Source organism: Bacillus sp. FSL M8-0077, from assembly GCF_038050255.1.
Classification (GTDB): domain Bacteria; phylum Bacillota; class Bacilli; order Bacillales; family Bacillaceae; genus Bacillus; species Bacillus altitudinis.
In genome coordinates this window covers 2,420,716-2,438,441 of record NZ_JBBPAF010000001.1, presented here as the reverse complement: position 1 = coordinate 2,438,441, position 17,726 = coordinate 2,420,716, and the positions used below count along the sequence as shown (strand labels likewise).

The 17,726-nt window shown below is 41.4% G+C and carries 20 protein-coding genes; 17 read left to right on the top strand and 3 right to left on the bottom strand.

Annotated features, from left to right (window positions below):
- The first annotated feature begins 11 nt into the window (after window positions 1–11).
- Genes aroE through NST57_RS12550 form a run of 6 tightly spaced genes read left to right on the top strand, consistent with a single transcriptional unit; the run spans window position 12 to window position 3,383 of the window.
- Complete coding sequence (gene aroE / locus NST57_RS12575) at window positions 12–854, top strand: shikimate dehydrogenase (RefSeq protein ID WP_341298628.1); 843 nt, start codon at window positions 12–14, stop codon at window positions 852–854.
- Window positions 848–1,138: a ribosome assembly RNA-binding protein YhbY gene (gene yhbY, locus NST57_RS12570; protein WP_008342507.1), complete on the top strand. Its 291-nt coding sequence runs from the start codon at window positions 848–850 to the stop codon at window positions 1,136–1,138. Before aroE ends, yhbY begins: the two co-directional genes overlap by 7 nt.
- Window positions 1,139–1,151: 13 nt before the next feature.
- Complete coding sequence (locus NST57_RS12565) at window positions 1,152–1,721, top strand: nicotinate-nucleotide adenylyltransferase (protein WP_142155537.1); 570 nt, start codon at window positions 1,152–1,154, stop codon at window positions 1,719–1,721.
- Window positions 1,711–2,274, top strand: coding sequence for a bis(5'-nucleosyl)-tetraphosphatase (symmetrical) YqeK (gene yqeK, locus NST57_RS12560; protein ID WP_142155536.1), 564 nt, complete (start codon window positions 1,711–1,713; stop codon window positions 2,272–2,274). Before NST57_RS12565 ends, yqeK begins: the two co-directional genes overlap by 11 nt.
- Before the next feature lie 12 nt (window positions 2,275–2,286).
- The gene (gene rsfS, locus NST57_RS12555; protein WP_008342502.1) at window positions 2,287–2,643 is read left to right on the top strand and encodes a ribosome silencing factor; all 357 of its coding nucleotides are present in this window, start codon (window positions 2,287–2,289) and stop codon (window positions 2,641–2,643) included.
- Complete coding sequence (locus tag NST57_RS12550) at window positions 2,640–3,383, top strand: methyltransferase domain-containing protein (RefSeq protein ID WP_142155535.1); 744 nt, start codon at window positions 2,640–2,642, stop codon at window positions 3,381–3,383. The genes rsfS and NST57_RS12550 overlap by 4 nt, the downstream gene beginning before the upstream one ends.
- Window positions 3,384–3,431: 48 nt before the next feature.
- On the opposite strand, the gene comER is transcribed toward NST57_RS12550, so the two are convergent.
- Entirely contained in the window at window positions 3,432–4,280 is an 849-nt protein-coding gene (gene comER, locus NST57_RS12545) for a late competence protein ComER (protein WP_142155534.1), read from the bottom strand.
- Window positions 4,281–4,370: 90 nt separating this feature from the next.
- On the opposite strand from comER, the gene NST57_RS12540 reads away from it, so the two are divergent.
- From NST57_RS12540 to NST57_RS12530, 3 genes are all read left to right on the top strand, one after another.
- Window positions 4,371–5,000, top strand: coding sequence for a helix-hairpin-helix domain-containing protein (locus NST57_RS12540; protein ID WP_142155533.1), 630 nt, complete (start codon window positions 4,371–4,373; stop codon window positions 4,998–5,000).
- 65 nt (window positions 5,001–5,065) lie between these two features.
- Window positions 5,066–5,635 (top strand): ComE operon protein 2, encoded by a 570-nt coding sequence (locus NST57_RS12535; RefSeq protein ID WP_008342495.1) that lies wholly within the window; start codon window positions 5,066–5,068, stop codon window positions 5,633–5,635.
- Complete coding sequence (locus NST57_RS12530) at window positions 5,628–7,955, top strand: DNA internalization-related competence protein ComEC/Rec2 (protein ID WP_341299224.1); 2,328 nt, start codon at window positions 5,628–5,630, stop codon at window positions 7,953–7,955. The genes NST57_RS12535 and NST57_RS12530 overlap by 8 nt, the downstream gene beginning before the upstream one ends.
- A 39-nt stretch (window positions 7,956–7,994) precedes the next feature.
- On the opposite strand, the gene NST57_RS12525 is transcribed toward NST57_RS12530, so the two are convergent.
- Entirely contained in the window at window positions 7,995–8,129 is a 135-nt protein-coding gene (locus NST57_RS12525; RefSeq protein ID WP_008342491.1) for a YqzM family protein, read from the bottom strand.
- A gap of 238 nt (window positions 8,130–8,367) precedes the next feature.
- On the opposite strand from NST57_RS12525, the gene holA reads away from it, so the two are divergent.
- Window positions 8,368–9,387: a DNA polymerase III subunit delta gene (gene holA / locus NST57_RS12520; protein ID WP_142155532.1), complete on the top strand. Its 1,020-nt coding sequence runs from the start codon at window positions 8,368–8,370 to the stop codon at window positions 9,385–9,387.
- Between the two features lie 135 nt (window positions 9,388–9,522).
- Here holA and rpsT read toward each other — a convergent pair whose 3' ends face one another.
- On the bottom strand, window positions 9,523–9,789 hold the full coding sequence (rpsT, locus tag NST57_RS12515) for a 30S ribosomal protein S20 (protein WP_003217506.1): 267 nt from the start codon (window positions 9,787–9,789) through the stop codon (window positions 9,523–9,525).
- Window positions 9,790–9,986: 197 nt separating this feature from the next.
- Here rpsT and gpr point away from each other — a divergent pair, with 197 nt between their 5' ends.
- The 7 genes from gpr (at window position 9,987) to grpE (ending at window position 17,715) form a co-directional block, all read left to right on the top strand.
- Window positions 9,987–11,102 (top strand): GPR endopeptidase, encoded by a 1,116-nt coding sequence (gene gpr, locus NST57_RS12510; protein WP_341298627.1) that lies wholly within the window; start codon window positions 9,987–9,989, stop codon window positions 11,100–11,102.
- Between the two features lie 66 nt (window positions 11,103–11,168).
- Window positions 11,169–12,377, top strand: coding sequence for a stage II sporulation protein P (locus NST57_RS12505; protein WP_142155530.1), 1,209 nt, complete (start codon window positions 11,169–11,171; stop codon window positions 12,375–12,377).
- Window positions 12,378–12,390: 13 nt separating this feature from the next.
- Window positions 12,391–12,723, top strand: a complete 333-nt coding sequence (locus tag NST57_RS12500) for a DUF3679 domain-containing protein (protein WP_142155529.1) — start codon at window positions 12,391–12,393, stop codon at window positions 12,721–12,723.
- Window positions 12,724–12,888: 165 nt separating this feature from the next.
- Window positions 12,889–14,727 carry a translation elongation factor 4 gene (gene lepA, locus NST57_RS12495; RefSeq protein ID WP_008342476.1) on the top strand — a complete coding sequence of 613 codons (1,839 nt, stop codon included), beginning with the start codon at window positions 12,889–12,891 and terminating at the stop codon, window positions 14,725–14,727.
- A 114-nt stretch (window positions 14,728–14,841) separates the two neighbouring features.
- Window positions 14,842–15,981 (top strand): radical SAM family heme chaperone HemW, encoded by a 1,140-nt coding sequence (gene hemW, locus NST57_RS12490; RefSeq protein ID WP_142155528.1) that lies wholly within the window; start codon window positions 14,842–14,844, stop codon window positions 15,979–15,981.
- 81 nt (window positions 15,982–16,062) lie between these two features.
- Complete coding sequence (gene hrcA, locus NST57_RS12485; RefSeq protein WP_142155527.1) at window positions 16,063–17,094, top strand: heat-inducible transcriptional repressor HrcA; 1,032 nt, start codon at window positions 16,063–16,065, stop codon at window positions 17,092–17,094.
- A 63-nt stretch (window positions 17,095–17,157) separates the two neighbouring features.
- Window positions 17,158–17,715 (top strand): nucleotide exchange factor GrpE, encoded by a 558-nt coding sequence (gene grpE, locus NST57_RS12480; protein WP_008342471.1) that lies wholly within the window; start codon window positions 17,158–17,160, stop codon window positions 17,713–17,715.
- The last annotated feature ends 11 nt before the right edge of the window (window positions 17,716–17,726 follow it).

Sequence of the window (17,726 nt, the reverse complement as noted above, 5' to 3'; positions counted from 1 at the left end):
GGGGAGAGACCTTGAAACCTTTATACGGAGTAATCGGTAACCCTGTTGGCCATTCAATGTCTCCAGATATTCATAATGCAGCATTAAAGGATGCTGGAATTGATGGACATTATCATGGCTTTCAAGTAGAAGAAAACGATCTGGAAGATGCCATTAGCGGTATGAAAGCCTTAGGAATCAGCGGCTTTAACGTCACTGTTCCGCACAAGGTAGACATCATGCAGTACCTTGACAAAATTGATGTGACAGCTGAACGTCTGCGTGCCGTCAATACGGTTCGCCTCGAAAATGGTCAGCTCGTTGGGTACAATACAGATGGAGAGGGTTTTCTTCATTCATTGCTTGAAGCCTTGGACCAGCCGTTATCAGAGCTGTCATTTCTCATGATTGGTGCTGGTGGAGCGGCAAGAGCGATTTATATGACAATTGCTGAGTATGCACCGAAAAGCTTTGACATTACGAATCGTACCATTGAAAAAGCTGAGGCTTTAATTGAAAGTGCCGATGGGAAAATCACATCTCGTGCCATTGCATTAAATACAGCAGAAGAGCAGCTTGGGGAATATGATGTCATCATCCATACGACCTCAATTGGTATGTATCCGAATGTTGAAGAAACCCCAATTTCTTTAGCGAACGCAAAAAAAACAGCGGTCGTTTGTGATATTGTGTATAATCCAATAGAAACAAAGCTGCTAAGCGAAGCAGCCGGGTTAGGTTTGAAAACAGTCGATGGTGTCGGCATGTTTGTTGGTCAGGCGGTAAGGGCCTTTGAACTGTGGACGGGCATTACACCTGACGCTCGAAAAATGAAGTCAATTGTCATAGAGAAATTAGGAGGAACACCATGTTAAAAGGTAAGCAAAAACGTTTTTTACGTGCGCAAGCACATCATTTATCACCTATTTTTCAAGTTGGAAAAGGCGGGGTAAATGACAATATGGTCAAGCAAATTTCCGAGGCGCTTGAAGCAAGAGAACTTTTGAAAGTCAGCGTATTGCAAAACTGCGACGAGGACAAAACAGAGGTTGCAAAAGCACTTGTAAAAGGTGCAAAAGCTGAACTCGTTCAAACGATCGGAAATGTGATTGTCCTTTATAAGGAATCAAAGGAAAACAAACAAATTAAGCTGCCGTAAAGGTGGATATGATATGAAAAAAATAGGGTTGTTCGGCGGAACGTTTGATCCCCTGCATAATGGGCATTTGCTGATGGCAAGTGAGGTGCGTTTCCAAGTAGGGCTTGATGAAATTTGGTTTATCCCAAATCACAAGCCCCCCCATAAAACGGGTCGAAAACGAGCAGAGAGTCATCACCGTGTAAAAATGGTGGAAAAAGCGATTCAGACAAATCCTCATTTTCGAGTTGAGCTAATTGAAATGGAGCGGGAGGGCCCATCTTATACAGTAGATACGGTTGAGCTGTTAAAGAAGCGCCATCCTGAAGATGAGTTCTTTTTTATGATTGGAGCGGACATGGTCGAGTATTTACCGAAATGGCACAGAATCGATGATCTGCTTCAGATGATCACCTTTATTGGAATGAAAAGACCAGGTTATGAAGGAAGTACGGCGTATCCTCTTTTGTTTGCAGATGTTCCGGCTTTTGATGTATCATCGACATTGATTAGGCAGCGAATAGAGCAGGGGAAACCTGTTGATTATTTGATTCCGAAAGCTGTTGAGTGTTATATAAAGGAGCATCATTTATATGAATCGTGAAGAAGCTTTAAACTGTGTCAAACAGCAGTTAACAGAGCATAGATATACACATACACTTGGGGTAATGGAGACGGCCATTTCATTAGCTGAACGTTTTGGTGCAGATGTGAAAAAAGCAGAGATTGCGGCTATTTTCCACGATTATGCCAAATTTAGACCGAAAGAAGAAATGAAGGGCATCATCCAGCAAGAACAGATGAACCCTCTATTGCTTAAATATTCACCTGAGCTTTGGCATGCCCCAGTTGGTGCCTATTTGGTCAAAAAAGAAGTTGGAATTGACGACCAAGATATTTTAACAGCCATTGAATTCCATACATCCGGCAGACCGAACATGACATTGCTTGAAAAAGTTATTTATGTCGCCGACTATATAGAGCCAGGACGCCATTTTCCTGGTGTAGAGGAAGTAAGAGAGTTAGCAGAGCAGGATTTGGACCTTGCCTTGATTCAATCTTTAAAAAACACCGTCAGCTTTTTAATGAAAAAGAATCAGCCAGTTTTCCCAGATACACTTGCTACTTATAACTCACTTGTGCAAAAGAACAACTAAGGAGGAATTTTGATGGATGCATCATCAATTTTAAACATCGCAGCAGGAGCGTGCGATGATAAACGGGCAGAGGACATTATTGCCCTGAATATGCAAGGGATCTCACTTGTTGCAGATTATTTTCTCATTTGTCACGGGAATTCTGACAAACAAGTACAGGCCATTGCAAGAGAAGTGAAACACCTTGCAGAAGAAGGCGGCATAGAAGTTAAAAAGATGGAAGGCTTTGACGAAGCAAGATGGGTATTGATTGATTTAGGAGATGTCATTGCTCATGTGTTCCACAAAGAGGAAAGAGGATACTATAACTTAGAAAAGCTTTGGGGAGATGCGCCGAGAGAAACGCTTTCACTTGGCATTAACTCATGATTTATCAAGGGTTTGCAGGTGTGTATGATGAGCTCATGACACATGCCCCTTATGATGAATGGGTTCAGTGGATACAGCGGTATATCAAGCCAAATAGTGCGATTATCGATGTAGGTTGTGGAACTGGAGAGATCTCTCTGCGGTTAGCTGCAAAAGGCCACATGGTCACAGGAATTGACCTAAGTGAAGAGATGCTCGCATTTGCGCAGCAAAAAGCACAGGCTCATAAGCAGTCTATTCAATTTTTACATCAAGATATGAGAGAGCTTGAGGGGTTTGAACAAACCTTTCAAGCAGCGGTTATTTGCTGTGATTCCCTGAATTACTTAAAAAACGAAAATGACGTCAAAAAAACCTTTAAAAACATGTTTCAGCTTTTAGAGGCAGGTGGGGTTTTATTGTTTGATGTTCATACCCCTTATAAAATGGAAGAGGTATTTCCTGGCTCTACTTATGCCGATCAAGATGAAGAGATCAGCTATATTTGGCAGAGTGATAAAGGAGATCATCCATATTCGGTCATTCATGATTTAAGCTTTTTTGTAAAAGACGGAGACGTGTATGAGCGTTATGATGAAACGCACGAACAGCGTACATTTCCTTTTGAGACATATGCAGCGTTCCTTGAGTCCGCTGGCTTTGAACAGATTGAAGTGACCGCTGATTTTACAAATGAAGCACCTCAGGAATTGGCTGAAAGATATTTTATTTCAGCGAAGAAACCAAAAACCATCGTTTAATGGACGATGGTTTTTTTAAAACCCTTTTTTCGCTTGTTGCGAAGATGTTTAATTTCTGAGATCATCAGTAAACACACTCGGTGGGTATTGATGCGCAACCGCTTCTACATCCTCATCGAACTTGTCATGAGTGTTCTGAAAAAGCTGATGAAACATATCTTGAACACCTGCTTCAAGTGCTTTAATGCCCTCGCCGGTGACGCCGCCTTTTACACACACCTTCTCTTGCAGTGTAGGCAGGGTATACACCCTTTTTTCAATCAAACGGCCAAGTCCTACAAGCATATCTTCTGATAAGGTGGTGGCTTCTTCTTTTGAAATATCCGTTTCTTCAACAGCGGCTTCAATCATTTTCTGAACAAGAAAGCTAATAAAGGCGGGACCGCAGCTGACAATATCTGAGGCTGCCCGTGTGATTGAATGATGAATTTCTATTGGTGTTGAAATGCGGCAAGCGAGTTGTCTGAGCGCTGCTTTTGTCGTGACATTGCATGATGAACCAAATGTTAAAAGTGATGCGCCTGATAACGCGCGGTTGGTGATGCTTGGGATTAGTCTGGCTGTTTGACAAGGAACAATATCCTGAAGCTGTTCAGGATGAACCGGACTTGTAATGATGACAATGGTTTGCTGCTCTGTTAACAGAGGGCTCAGTTCTTTTAAAAGCGGATAAATATCAAGTGGCTTGACACAAACAAAGATGAAATCTTTATCTGTTACAGCTCCTGAAAGCTGTTTTGTCACTTCGACCTCTGGGTGATTTTTTTTTATATTGAACGCTTTTTCGATGGTCCGATTTGTAATGGTGATGGTTGAGGGATTGACTGCTTTTGATTCAATAAATGCCTCAGTAAGTATGGTACCCATGTTTCCTGTACCGATTAACCCTATATTCAAACGTTCTCCCTCCTTAGACGCATAGGATCTGTTATCTTCTAAACAGTATGTGAAGCAGCGTGAAAATATGATTGAAAGAAGCGTGAACAAGTGAAGCAGCTCATGTCGTTGAAAAAATACAGTCTTTATCTGATAGCTGGAATCATCATCCTCGTCATCATCTGTTTCTTCTTTTTAGCAGGAAAAGAGAAAGGTGGCACAGGGCCAAGTGTGTTGAAAGAACAACATGAAACGCAAGTCATATTAGAAGAAAAACAAGAGAGTGCAGAAAAAGAGCCAACATCCATCGTAGTAGAGGTCAAAGGAGCTGTACGGAAGCCTGGCGTTTATGCATTTATGGATGAGGACAGAGTTGAAGAAGCCATTAAAAGAGCAGGTGGTTTTACGAGTAAGGCAGATACAGTTGACATCAATCAAGCAGCAAAATTAGAAGACAGTATGATGATTTATGTACGAAAGAAGGGGGAGACTGACAAGCAGGGACAAACAGCAGCGGCTGATATGTTGCCGGGAAATGAAAAGAGTCAAGGGGTGAATGTCAATCAAGCTGATGCAGCGGAATTGCAGACCATTAACGGAATAGGGCCAGCCAAAGCAGAAGCCATCATTGCGTATAGAGAAGAACATGGAGAATTTCAGCAAATTGAAGATTTGCGGAATATTTCGGGTTTTGGAGAGAAGACCATTGAACGGCTGAAAAATCAACTGACGGTCAAGTAGAATTGACGGTATAGAAGAAAGGCATGTACACTTAATACCAACCATCATTCTGGAGGGATCAGCTCGTGGAGAGAATTTCATGGAATCAATATTTTATGGCTCAAAGCCATTTGCTTGCCTTGCGAAGCACCTGTGAGCGGCTAGCTGTTGGGGCAACGATCGTAAGAGACAAGCGCATCATCGCAGGTGGATATAATGGATCCATTGCCGGTGACGTGCATTGTGCAGATGTAGGATGCTATGTGATAGATCATCACTGCGTTCGTACAATCCATGCGGAGATGAACGCTATTTTACAATGTGCCAAATTTGGTGCACCAACGGCTGATGCTGAAATATATGTGACGCATTTTCCTTGCTTGCAGTGCTGTAAAGCGATTATTCAAGCAGGTATTCGAACAGTGTATTATGCGAAGGATTATAAAAATCATCCATATGCTGTTGATTTATTTGAACAGGCGGGAGTTCAAACAGAACAGGTTGAACTAGATGAGATGATCATTGACTTAAAAAACCAAGAAAAATTAGCCTTTGTTGCGGATTTAATAGGTAAACTAAGTGAATCAGGACGTAGCGAAACAGAAATTCGTCAAATGCATGAAAAGGCGAATCAATTATTTACTTCCTATGTTTAAGTATTTGCCGTTCGGGGCGATTTCAGCAGCTGCTGGAATTGCTCTGGCCGCATATCATCTTCATCTGTATTTTCTCCTTTTTCTTCTTGTATCTCTTCTTTTCAGTCTGCTAAAAAAAACACCCCATCTCTTTCTAATGGTCAGTTTGTGTGGAACGATCTATATGCTCATTTTTATGGTGCACCAGTTTTTTGAAACGGATCATGTCCTCCAAGAAAAAGTATTTTCTCATTCGGTTGTGATTGAAACAATTCCGAAAATAGATGGCAATCGCTTTTCAGCGACTGTTACATCAGAGAATGGTCGACTAGCGGCATTTTATACGATTCAAACGGAGCGTGAAAAAGTAGCGTTAAAAGATGTTGGGCCAGGTATGAGCTGTCATATGACAGGTGAAATTCGGTTACCTAAACATGCAACCATACCGAACGGCTTTCAATATGATCAATTTCTAAAAACAAAAGGCATTGATGCTATTTTCTTAACGCAGTCTATGAAAAGCTGTACGAAACATGACAGCCCTTCACATTACCTTTCATCTATTAGGCTGAAGGGGCTGAAATTTCTAGAAGATCACGTTCCGAAGAGTTCTGTTGGGATTGTACAGGCACTTATTTTTGGCGAACGTGATTTAATAGACCCTGATATATTAAGAGATTATCAAATGCTTGGCATCATTCATTTATTAGCCATCTCAGGGCTCCATGTTCAAACACTGCTCGCTTGCCTATTTTGGTGTCTACTCCGCGCTGGCGTGACAAGAGAGGCAGCACGTATTCTTTTATTATCCCTTTTGCCGGTTTATGCTTGTTTAACAGGTGCTGCGCCGTCTGTGTTAAGAGCCTGTCTCATGGCTGGAATTTATTTAGTCATCACAAGCCTGCCAAAAGAAATGAAACAGCCTTCTGCGGTCGTGTTAAGTGCAGCGTTCTTGCTTTTATTAGCTATTCAACCACTTTATATATTTGATGTCGGTTTTCAGCTGTCATTTGTGGTGACATTTTTTATTTTGCTATCTACTAGTATTTTATCAAAAGCGAAAAGTTCGGTGATGCAGTTATTCCTCATTTCCTTGATTGCACAGCTTGCTTCGCTTCCTGTTCTTTTATATTATTTTCAGCAATTTTCCTTGCTGAGTATTCCTTTAAATATGATGTTTGTTCCTTTTTATACAATGGTTGTCATGCCTCTATCCTTATTCTTTTTTGTTTTATCTATCATTTATCTTCCGCTTGGGCAAACACTGTTTCAGCTGCTTGATTGGGTGATCCAGTTTGGTCATCAATTGTCAGCACATATGGCTGCTTACGATGGTCTTACTCTCGTTTTTATGAAATCGACATGGTGGCATGTTCTCCTAGAGGTTTCCTCCATTGTTTTTCTATTCATTGTGATGGAATGTAAAACTTCTATCAAATCTTATCTTGTGCCGATTTTTATTCTTATTTGTGTGCTGGCTGTACACTATTTCACGCCGAATTTTCTTCAAAAAGGAGAGGTCACGATGTTAGATGTAGGACAAGGAGATAGCTTGTTTATTCAGCTGCCTTATCGAACGGGGCATATATTAGTCGATACAGGAGGCAGACTTTCTTTTGAAGAAGAGCCATGGAAAAAAAGACGTAAAGTATCTACAATTGGAGATCAAACGCTTATTCCATTTCTGCATTCTAAAGGCATAGCAAAACTTGATGTCCTCATCCTAACCCATGCGGATCAAGATCATATGGGAGAAGCGATGCGGTTAATAAAGCGAAATAAAGTCAAACGCCTTGCAATACCAAAAGGCTTTGCTCGAAATCCAGAGGATGCGCAGCTTTTAAAGGAAGCGGCTCATCAACAGATTCCTGTTGATGAGTTAGAAAGAGGGGATCAGCTGAGAATTGGAGGGCAAAAATTTGACGTTCTGCATCCAGTACGTGACCAGGTGACGAGTAAAAATAATGATTCACTGGTCCTCACCTTTACGCTTGGCGGCAAGCGTTTTATGCTTACTGGGGATCTTGAACAAGAAGGGGAACGAGACATCATTCAAGCTTACCCCAAGCTGAGGGCGGATGTCTTGAAGGTTGGGCATCATGGGAGTAAAGGGTCAACAAGTGAAGAATGGCTTCAGCATTTGAAGCCGTCATATGCACTGATTTCAGTAGGTGAACGAAATCGGTATCAGCATCCTCATCAAGAAGTTTTGAAAAAATTAAATGATCATCAAACAAAGGTGTATCGAACAGATTTCGATGGAAGTGTGACCTATGAATTTCTTGAAGAGGATGGAACATTTTACGCTCATCCTCCATATGATATCTTACAAAATCAATAAAAAAACTGCCAAAATGGCAGTCATCTTGCATTCATGTAGTTAAGATCCAACGAGGTGTATAACTGTTGCCAAAATAAACATTGAGGCGAAAAATCCGAATGTGACGATAAAACCAACAGCTGAGTCGGTCACATCATTCCGCTTGCTTTGAACATTCTTTTCAAATTCATTCATTTTCATCCCTCCTGGCTATTTTTAGTATACTTGAACTCATTTGGAATTGCTAGAAGGTAAAGTAACCGTTTTCCATTTTCATGATCATTTTGTGAATATCGTCTGACTGTAAGCTGACCCGGGAGCTTACGTGAGACGTTTACTATAAATGAGGAGGCGGCACTTTCAGCTTCCTCTTTACTAATGTCTCTACACACTTTAGGATAGAGGAGGAAGTGAAAGAGAGGGATTTAAGCGAATGGTCTTTGAGGTATGGAACAATTTAAAAAAAGGGGATATCCATCCCGTTTATTGCTTATATGGAAAAGAAACGTATTTACTTCAAGAGACAGCTGCTAAATTGAGACAAGCTGTGGTCGATGAAGAAACAAAGGATTTTAACTACTCTGTCTTCGATATGGAAGAGGTGCCACTTGAGCAGGCTGTGACGGACGCAGAAACATTTCCGTTTATGGGAGAGCGGCGTCTCGTTGTAATCAAAAACCCTTATTTTCTCACAGCAGAAAAGAAAAAAGAAAAGATCGAGCATCAGCTTTCTGTGTTAGAAGCTTATTTAGAAAAGCCAGCACCCTATACGATTCTCGTGTTATTAGCGCCATATGAAAAACTGGACGAACGTAAGAAAATCACCAAATTGTTAAAAAAGAAAGCGGCTGTGGTTGAGGCGAAAGAGTTAAATCCGAAAGAAACAACGGATTTCACCATCACATTAGTGAAAACAGAAGGAAAAACAATCTCGGCTGAAGCGGCAGAACAGCTTGTCATGTTATGTGGCGGGAGCCTGTCCTCACTTTTTCAAGAGGTTCGGAAGCTAAGTACATATATTGGGCAGCGAGAGGAAATTGAGCTGGCGGATGTCAATCAGCTCGTTGCACGAAGTTTGGAGCAGAATATTTTTGAACTGATTAACCAAATCGTGAACAGGCGCCGGTCTGAAGCGATGCAAATGTTTTATGATCTCCTAAAGCAAAATGAGGAACCCATTAAAATATCGGCACTCATTTCAAATCAATTTCGGTTGATATTGCAGACAAAGTACTTTGCTCAGCAGGGATACGGGCAAAAACAAATTGCGTCAAACCTAAAAGTCCACCCATTCCGGGTCAAACTCGCGATGGATCAGGCAAGGCTGTTTTCAGAAGAAGAGCTAAAGCACATCGTCAAAGAGCTCTCCACGATTGATTATGAAATGAAAACGGGCAAAAAGGACAAGCAGCTATTATTAGAATTGTTCCTGCTGCGGTTATTAGGGGCTTGAACATAAAAAAAACGACCTTCTCAAAAGAGGGTCGTTTTTGTTTAGATGTATAATTGCCAGTCTGTCCTTATGGCTGAGCCGTTCAGGACGGACGTACAGTTAAACAGGTGCCTCATCACTGAGGCGTTGCAAACATTATGCAGAAAGTCCGTTTACTTGTTTCGCAAGTCTTGATTTGTAACGCGCAGCTGCGTTTTTGTGTACAAGACCAGTTTTAACGGCTTTGTCAATGCGTTTTGCAGCAGAAGAAAGAGCAGCTTTTGCTTGCTCAGCATCGTTGTTAGCTACAGAAACTTCAACTTGTTTAATCGCAGTACGCATCGCAGACTTGATTGTTACGTTGTGTGCACGGCGTTCGTTATTCGTTTTTGTACGTTTGATCGCTGATTTAATATTTGGCATGTGTTTCACCTCCTAAGATACAACCTAAACACAATTGTCTTAAGGTTAAATCTTCACAATAGAACAAATTGTATTCTATCAAACACACCTTTAGAATGCAATATAAATGTAAAGTATTTTTCATTGATGAAGCACTCGAATGTTTCTTGAAAGAGATGGAAAGACTACTGTTAACTATTGGTGGAAGGAGTCTTTTCATGAAGAAACAGAAACTCGATTTAAGTGCTTATCAAATCCGGACCGATTTGGCCGTTGAAACAAAAGAGATACTAGAACAAGAGAACGATCCGAATGTGGTCAAAAAGGACGGTATTCAAGGAATCATTGAGAAGGAGAAGGAAGAGCACGGCATCCGCATCCGCACTGTGGAGATTACGACAGAAGGACAAGAGCTGACCGGAAAAAAAGCAGGGACATACTTGACGCTTGAGGCGCAAGGAATTCGGGAGAAAGACTCTGAGATGCAAGAAAAAGTGGTCGAAGTTTTTGCCCATCATTTTGCTCAGTTTTTAAAAGAGCACGGTATTCAGGCAGATGCGAGCTGTCTTGTTGTAGGACTCGGAAACTGGAATGTCACGCCTGATGCTTTAGGACCGCTCACAGTTGAAAATTTGCTGGTGACGCGCCATTTATTTGAATTACAGCCTGAGAATGTGCAGGAAGGCTATCGCCCAGTGTCTTCATTATCGCCTGGTGTCATGGGACTGACTGGTATAGAAACAAGTGACATTATACAAGGTGTCATTGAACGATCTAAACCAGATTTTGTGATCGCCATTGATGCACTAGCTGCACGAGCAGTAGAACGGGTGAATACAACGATTCAAATTTCTGATACAGGTATACATCCAGGATCGGGTGTCGGAAATAAACGAAAAGAATTAAGCAAAGAGACCTTGGGTATTCCAGTCATTGCAATTGGCGTACCGACAGTGGTTGATGCAGTGACGATCGCAAGTGACACGATTGATTACGTGTTAAAGCATTTTGGTAGAGAACTGAAAGATGATAGACCTTCCCGATCTTTAGTACCAGCGGGTCTGACATTTGGGAAGAAAAAAGTGCTGAATGAAGAGGATTTGCCAGATGATAAAACGCGACAATCCTTTTTAGGAATCGTCGGAACGCTTCCCGAAGAAGAAAAAAGACAGTTGATCCATGAAGTACTTGCGCCGCTTGGGCAAAATCTAATGGTCACACCGAAGGAAGTGGATACATTCATTGATGACATGGCGAACGTACTTGCCAATGGGTTAAATACAGCACTTCATCAAAAAATCTCTCAACACAACAAGGGTTCTTATAATCATTAAACAGTTCTACTTTCTCTAGCTCGCTCATAGTGTAATTACTAGAAAGCGTGCTGGAGGGAGTAAATCATGAAAAAAAGACCTCGCCGTCCTCGACAGTTGGTCGTTGCGATTAATGGAACAAAAGTAGTGAAGAGTATTTTTTTGTTTATTGCCTCTCTGGTGGTTGTGTTTGTCATGTCAGGGGCTTTGACGTCTTTAAAACCGGAGCTTAGGCCTCAAGCATCATTATATGGTGTGGCAGATGAGTTGTCAGGGGCGTTCTTTGCGACTCTAATGGGGATGGAAAATCAATATTTTGCCTCAGCAGTCCCTGAAGATCAAAAAGGATTTCATTTCTCCGGGCTGTCACTCAAACTTGCCACAAGTATCAATTTAGAAGACCCCCGCAGTTTTCTAGGAAGAGAGCTGCCAGGCTTTGAACATTTTGATACAAAAATCATCCTAGCAGGTGAAGGTACAGACTATACGAATATGCCAATGGAATCGCCGCCTCCAAGTGAAGTCATCAAAGATGAAAAAGAAGCAAATCTAGCTGAGCTGGACAAGCTTGATGAAGATGAACCGAAAACGCCTGCAAAAGAGCCGGACAAGTCGACAGGAAAACGAAAAGCTGTGTACATTTATCACACACATAATACGGAATCATATTTACCGTTTTTAAAAGGAGAAACAAACCCAAACAACGCGCGCCACTCAAAAGTGAACGTCACCCTTGTCGGGGAGATGTTTGGTAAAGCGCTCGATCAGCAAGGAATCGGCAACACAGTGGATAAAACAGAAATCGAAAAAAGACTGCTGAAAAAAGGGTTGAAGTATCCGCAATCTTATAATGAATCCAGATTGGTTGTAAAAGAAGCTCTCGCTAAAAATGATGACTTAGATTACTTAATCGATATTCACCGGGATTCAAGAAGAAAGAAAGATACGACAGTAGAAATCAAAGGCAAGAAATATGCGAGAATTGCGTTTGTTGTAGGGAAGAAGAATCAAAGCTATGAGAAAAACTTAAAGCTGGCGACAGAGTTTCACCATTTGATGGAGAAAAAATATAAAGGACTTAGTGTCGGTGTGTTTGCCAAAGGAGAAATTGGTGATAATGGAATCTATAATCAAGATTTATCTGACAAAGCCCTCCTATTAGAATTTGGCGGTGTGGATAATAATATGGAAGAACTGAAAAACGCATCCAATGCAGCAGCTGATGTGTTCAGTGAAATTTTCTGGGACGCAGAAAAGGTAGACGGCAAAGCAAAGGATGAGAAAAAACGGTCTTAAGGTGGTGGAGGACATGGGCTCATTTATCGGAAAAACCATTATTTTATCGCTCGTATTGCTATTCGGTGTCTTTTTAGGAATGCAGCAAGCCAATAATGGCATGCTGCAAATGAAAGGGTATCATGATCCGCAATTAAAAGGGGCCTTCACTGTCCAAATGAATGATAATCAAGAAAAAGAAGCTTCTATCCTCGGAACAGCTGTCACACAAAAAGACTTAGCAGAAAAACAAAAGCAGCTAGAAGAAATGGAGAGCTTTAATGCCTTCTCTAAGGCCGGAAAAGCATTATCAGATGGTATGACGCATGCAGCCCGTACACTTTATGATTGGGTGAATGGTAAATAAACTGTTGTAAGCATCATGTTGGATGTTATTTCATAAGATATCACACCTTTTCATGAAAGCCGCTAACCGATGAGCGGCTTTTCTTGATTTCGATTGAATCTTTACAGCCCTATTGATATAATCTAACCTAGCGCAACCCGCGTTTTATAGTAGGAGTGATAGATTGTGACAGATAAAGAAAAACGATTAGAACGGCAATCAAGAATTCGAAATTTCTCCATTATCGCCCATATTGACCATGGAAAATCCACATTGGCTGACCGTATTTTAGAAAAAACAGCGGCGATTACGCAACGAGAAATGAAAGAACAATTACTTGATTCCATGGACTTAGAGCGTGAACGCGGCATTACGATCAAATTAAACTCTGTCCAGCTGAAATATCAGGCGAAGGATGGAGAAGAATATATTATGCACCTGATTGATACACCAGGGCATGTCGACTTCACCTATGAGGTATCTCGAAGCCTAGCTGCCTGTGAAGGTGCAATTCTTGTGGTGGATGCAGCACAAGGCATTGAAGCACAGACACTTGCGAATGTTTATTTAGCTCTTGATAACAACTTAGAAATCTTGCCGATCATTAACAAAATTGATCTGCCGAGTGCAGAGCCTGAACGTGTAAGACAAGAAATTGAAGATGTCATCGGGTTGGATGCATCTGAAGCTGTTCTTACCTCTGCTAAGGCGGGCATCGGGATCGAGGATATTTTAGAACAAATCGTCGAAAAGGTGCCGGCTCCAGCGGGAGACCCAGAAGCACCACTTCAAGCCCTCATTTTTGATTCTCTCTACGATGCGTATCGAGGCGTCATTGCTTATATACGAATCGTCGAAGGAACCGTAAAACCTGGGCAAAAAATTAAGATGATGGCGACAGGTAAAGAATTTGAAGTACTTGAAGTCGGCGTATTTACACCGAAAGCAATGCCAACAGACGAACTCACTGTGGGAGATGTTGGTTATTTAACAGCTGCTATTAAAAATGTCGGCGATACACGTGTAGGGGATACGATTACAAGTGCGGTAAACCCTGCGAAAGAAGCTCTGCCTGGATATAGAAAGCTGAACCCAATGGTGTACTGCGGCCTTTATCCAATTGACACAGCGAAATATAACGACTTGCGTGAAGCGTTAGAAAAGCTTGAATTAAATGATTCTTCACTTCAATATGAGGCAGAGACATCCCAAGCACTTGGCTTCGGCTTCCGCTGCGGCTTCCTTGGAATGCTTCATATGGAAATCATCCAAGAACGGATTGAACGTGAATTTAAAATTGACCTCATTACGACAGCGCCAAGTGTTATTTACGATGTGTATATGACAGACGGAGAAAAAATCGTCGTAGATAATCCATCCAATTTGCCTGATCCCCAAAAGATTGAGCGAATTGAAGAGCCATACGTGAAAGCAACAATGATGGTGCCAAATGATTATGTTGGTTCTGTGATGGAGCTTTGCCAAGGAAAGCGTGGCAATTTCATTGATATGCAATATCTTGATGCAAACCGCGTGAGCATTGTGTACGAAATTCCTCTGGCAGAGATCGTATACGAATTCTTTGATCAATTAAAGTCCAATACAAAAGGGTATGCATCCTTTGATTACGAGCTGATCGGCTATCGCCCATCTACTCTAGTGAAAATGGATATCATGCTCAATGGCGAAAAAATCGATGCGCTTTCCTTTATTGTTCACCGCGATTATGCATATGAACGCGGAAAGATCATTGTAGAAAAGCTAAAAGAACTGATTCCGCGCCAGCACTTTGAAGTACCAGTTCAGGCAGCGATCGGTCAAAAAATTGTTGCTCGGTCTACCATTAAAGCAATGCGCAAGAACGTACTTGCGAAGTGTTATGGTGGAGATATTTCCCGGAAAAGAAAGCTTCTTGAGAAGCAAAAAGAAGGGAAAAAGCGCATGAAGCAAGTGGGGTCTGTAGAAGTCCCGCAAGAAGCATTTATGGCCGTGCTGAAAATGGACGACAGCACACCGAAAAAATAACATCCTCAAGGCAACCTGCTTTACAATGCTCGCCTTGACGTTTATAGTCGAAAACAAACGAAGATGCCGCAGCGATAAACTGCGGCTCTTTACCTGTAAAGAAGGTGTCAACAAATGAAAGCAGCATACATTCACATTCCATTTTGTGAGCACATTTGTCACTATTGTGATTTTAATAAATTTTTCATTAAAACCCAGCCGGTCGATGAATACTTAGCCGCTCTTGAAAAAGAAATGCAGCACACGATCGATCAAAAAGGGGAGCAAGAACTAAAGACGATCTTTATTGGCGGGGGAACCCCGACATCACTGACAGTCAGCCAGCTAGATCAGCTTATGGACAGCATTCACCGCGTATTAAAACCAACCAAAAACTTAATCGAGTTTGCAGTAGAAGCAAACCCAGACGAACTATCGCTTGAGAAATTGAATGTCTTAAAATCAGCAGGCGTTAATCGGCTGAGCTTTGGTGTTCAAACATTTGAAGATGACCTGCTCAAAAAAATCGGACGGGTTCATCAAAAGAAAGATGTTCTCACATCTTTCGAGCGAGCAAGAGCAGTTGGGTTTGACAACATTAGTCTTGATCTTATGTTTGGTTTGCCTCATCAAGAGAAGCATCATGTCATGCATTCACTAGAGACCGCTTTTTCATTAGGTGCAGAACATTATTCTGTTTATTCGCTGATTGTCGAGCCGAAGACGGTCTTTTACAATTTGATGCAAAAAGGGAAACTGCATTTACCACCGCAAGAACGTGAGGCTGAAATGTATGAGCTCGTCATGGATGAAATGGAGCGGCACGGACTCAAACAATATGAGATTAGCAATTACGCCAAACCATGTTTTGAAAGCCAGCATAACCTCACCTATTGGAGCAACGAAGATTACTTTGGTTTTGGCGCTGGAGCGCACGGGTATGTAGATGGCGTCCGTAATGTGAACGCTGGACCAGTGAAGCATTACTTAGAGCTCATTGAACAAACAGGGTTTCCATATAAGGAAACGCATCAGGTGACAAAAGCAGAACAGATCGAAGAAGAAATGTTCTTAGGTTTGCGGAAAATTGAAGGCGTGAAAAGTGCTCATTTTCAAGCGAAATTTGGAACATCACCAGAAGCACTCTTTCCCGCCGTTCTTGAAGAATTAGCAGAAAAAGGTCTCATTGAACAGGATGAGATTGGCATTCGTTTAACAAGAAAAGGAAAATTGTTAGGGAATGAAGTATTTCAAGCGTTTCTCGGTGAGTTATAATTGACATTTTAATTTGAGTTTGGTAATTTTGTTTATACAATTAGCACTCGTTGAAAGAGAGTGCTAACAGGGGTGATGATGATGTTAACAAATCGTCAGCTTTTGATTCTACAAGTCATTATTAATGACTTTATTCGTTCGGCGCAGCCAGTTGGATCAAGGACTCTTTCCAAAAAAGAAGACATTACATTCAGCTCTGCGACGATTAGAAACGAAATGGCTGATTTGGAGGAACTCGGTTTTATTGAAAAGACCCATTCTTCATCAGGAAGAATTCCTTCCGAAAAAGGATATCGTTATTATGTAGATCATTTGCTCTCTCCACGAAAACTGTCATCTAAAGAGCTTGTGCTTATCCAGTCGGCTTTTCAGGAGAAAATTTTTGAGCTGGAAAAAACAGTTCAAAAATCGGCGGAAATTTTATCAGATCTCACAAACTACACATCGATTGTCCTTGGTCCAAAGCTAAGTGAAAATCGATTAAAGCAAATTCAGCTTGTCCCCGTTCAGCCTAATAAAGCGGTAGCAATTATGATTACAGACAGCGGGCATGTTGAAAACAAAACCATTACCTTCTCTGAGCATCTTGATGTCTCCGATATTGAGAAGCTGATGAATATTTTAAACAGCCGCCTAGCCGGAGTCCCGATGGATCAACTGAAGGACAGGATGTATAAAGAAGTAGTGATGCTTCTTCGCACGCATTTAAAAGACTATGACCATATTTTAGATGCGCTTGGTAGCACATTTACTTCAACACAAAATGAATCAAAACTTTTCTTTGGCGGGAAGATTAATATGTTGAACCAGCCAGAGTTTCATGACATTGACCGTATTCGTTCACTCATGATGCTGATTGAACAAAAGAATGATGTCATGCAGCTGTTTCATCCAAATCAGCAAGGAATCACTATTAAAATCGGTTCAGAAAACAATTTGGAAGCAATGGAGAACTGCAGTTTAATCACAGCAACTTATGCGATTGATCAAAAACCACTCGGCTCCATCGCTGTCATTGGTCCAACCCGTATGGATTACGGGCGAGTCGTTAGTCTTTTGCATCATGTATCAAAAGACTTGTCAAACGCACTTTCCAATTTGTATGATGAGTAGGGTGATAAAAGGTGGGGGCACAGCCCCTTCGTATAATTGAATCTTTTGAGGGAGGTGAACACAATGTCAGAAGAAAAACAGACACCTGAGCAAGCAGCAGAGGTTGAAGCACAAGAAGAAGCAGTTCAAGCAGAAACTGAGGAAGTAAAGCATGATGAACAGTCTGCCTTCCAAGAGAAGATTGATGAATTGCAGCAGCTTTTAGATGAAAAAGAAAACAAAATTCTGCGTGTTCAAGCGGATTTTGAAAACTATAAACGCCGTGCTCGAACTGAAGTGGAGACCGTGCAAAAATATCGTTCTCAACATGTTGTCAGCGACCTTCTCCCAGCTCTCGACAACTTTGAAAGAGCGCTTGGAATCGATCCAGACAATGAGCAGACGAAAAGTTTGTTAGAAGGTATGCAAATGGTTTACCGCCAGCTGGTAGAAGCGTTGAAAAATGAAGGCGTTGAACCAATTGAAGCTGTCGGCAAAGAGTTCGATCCAAACCTTCATCAAGCCGTCATGCAAGTTGAAGATGAAAACTACGATTCAAACATCGTTGTAGAAGAATTGCAAAAGGGCTATAAACTCAAAGACCGAGTTATTCGTCCATCAATGGTAAAAGTAAATCAATAACTACATAATGG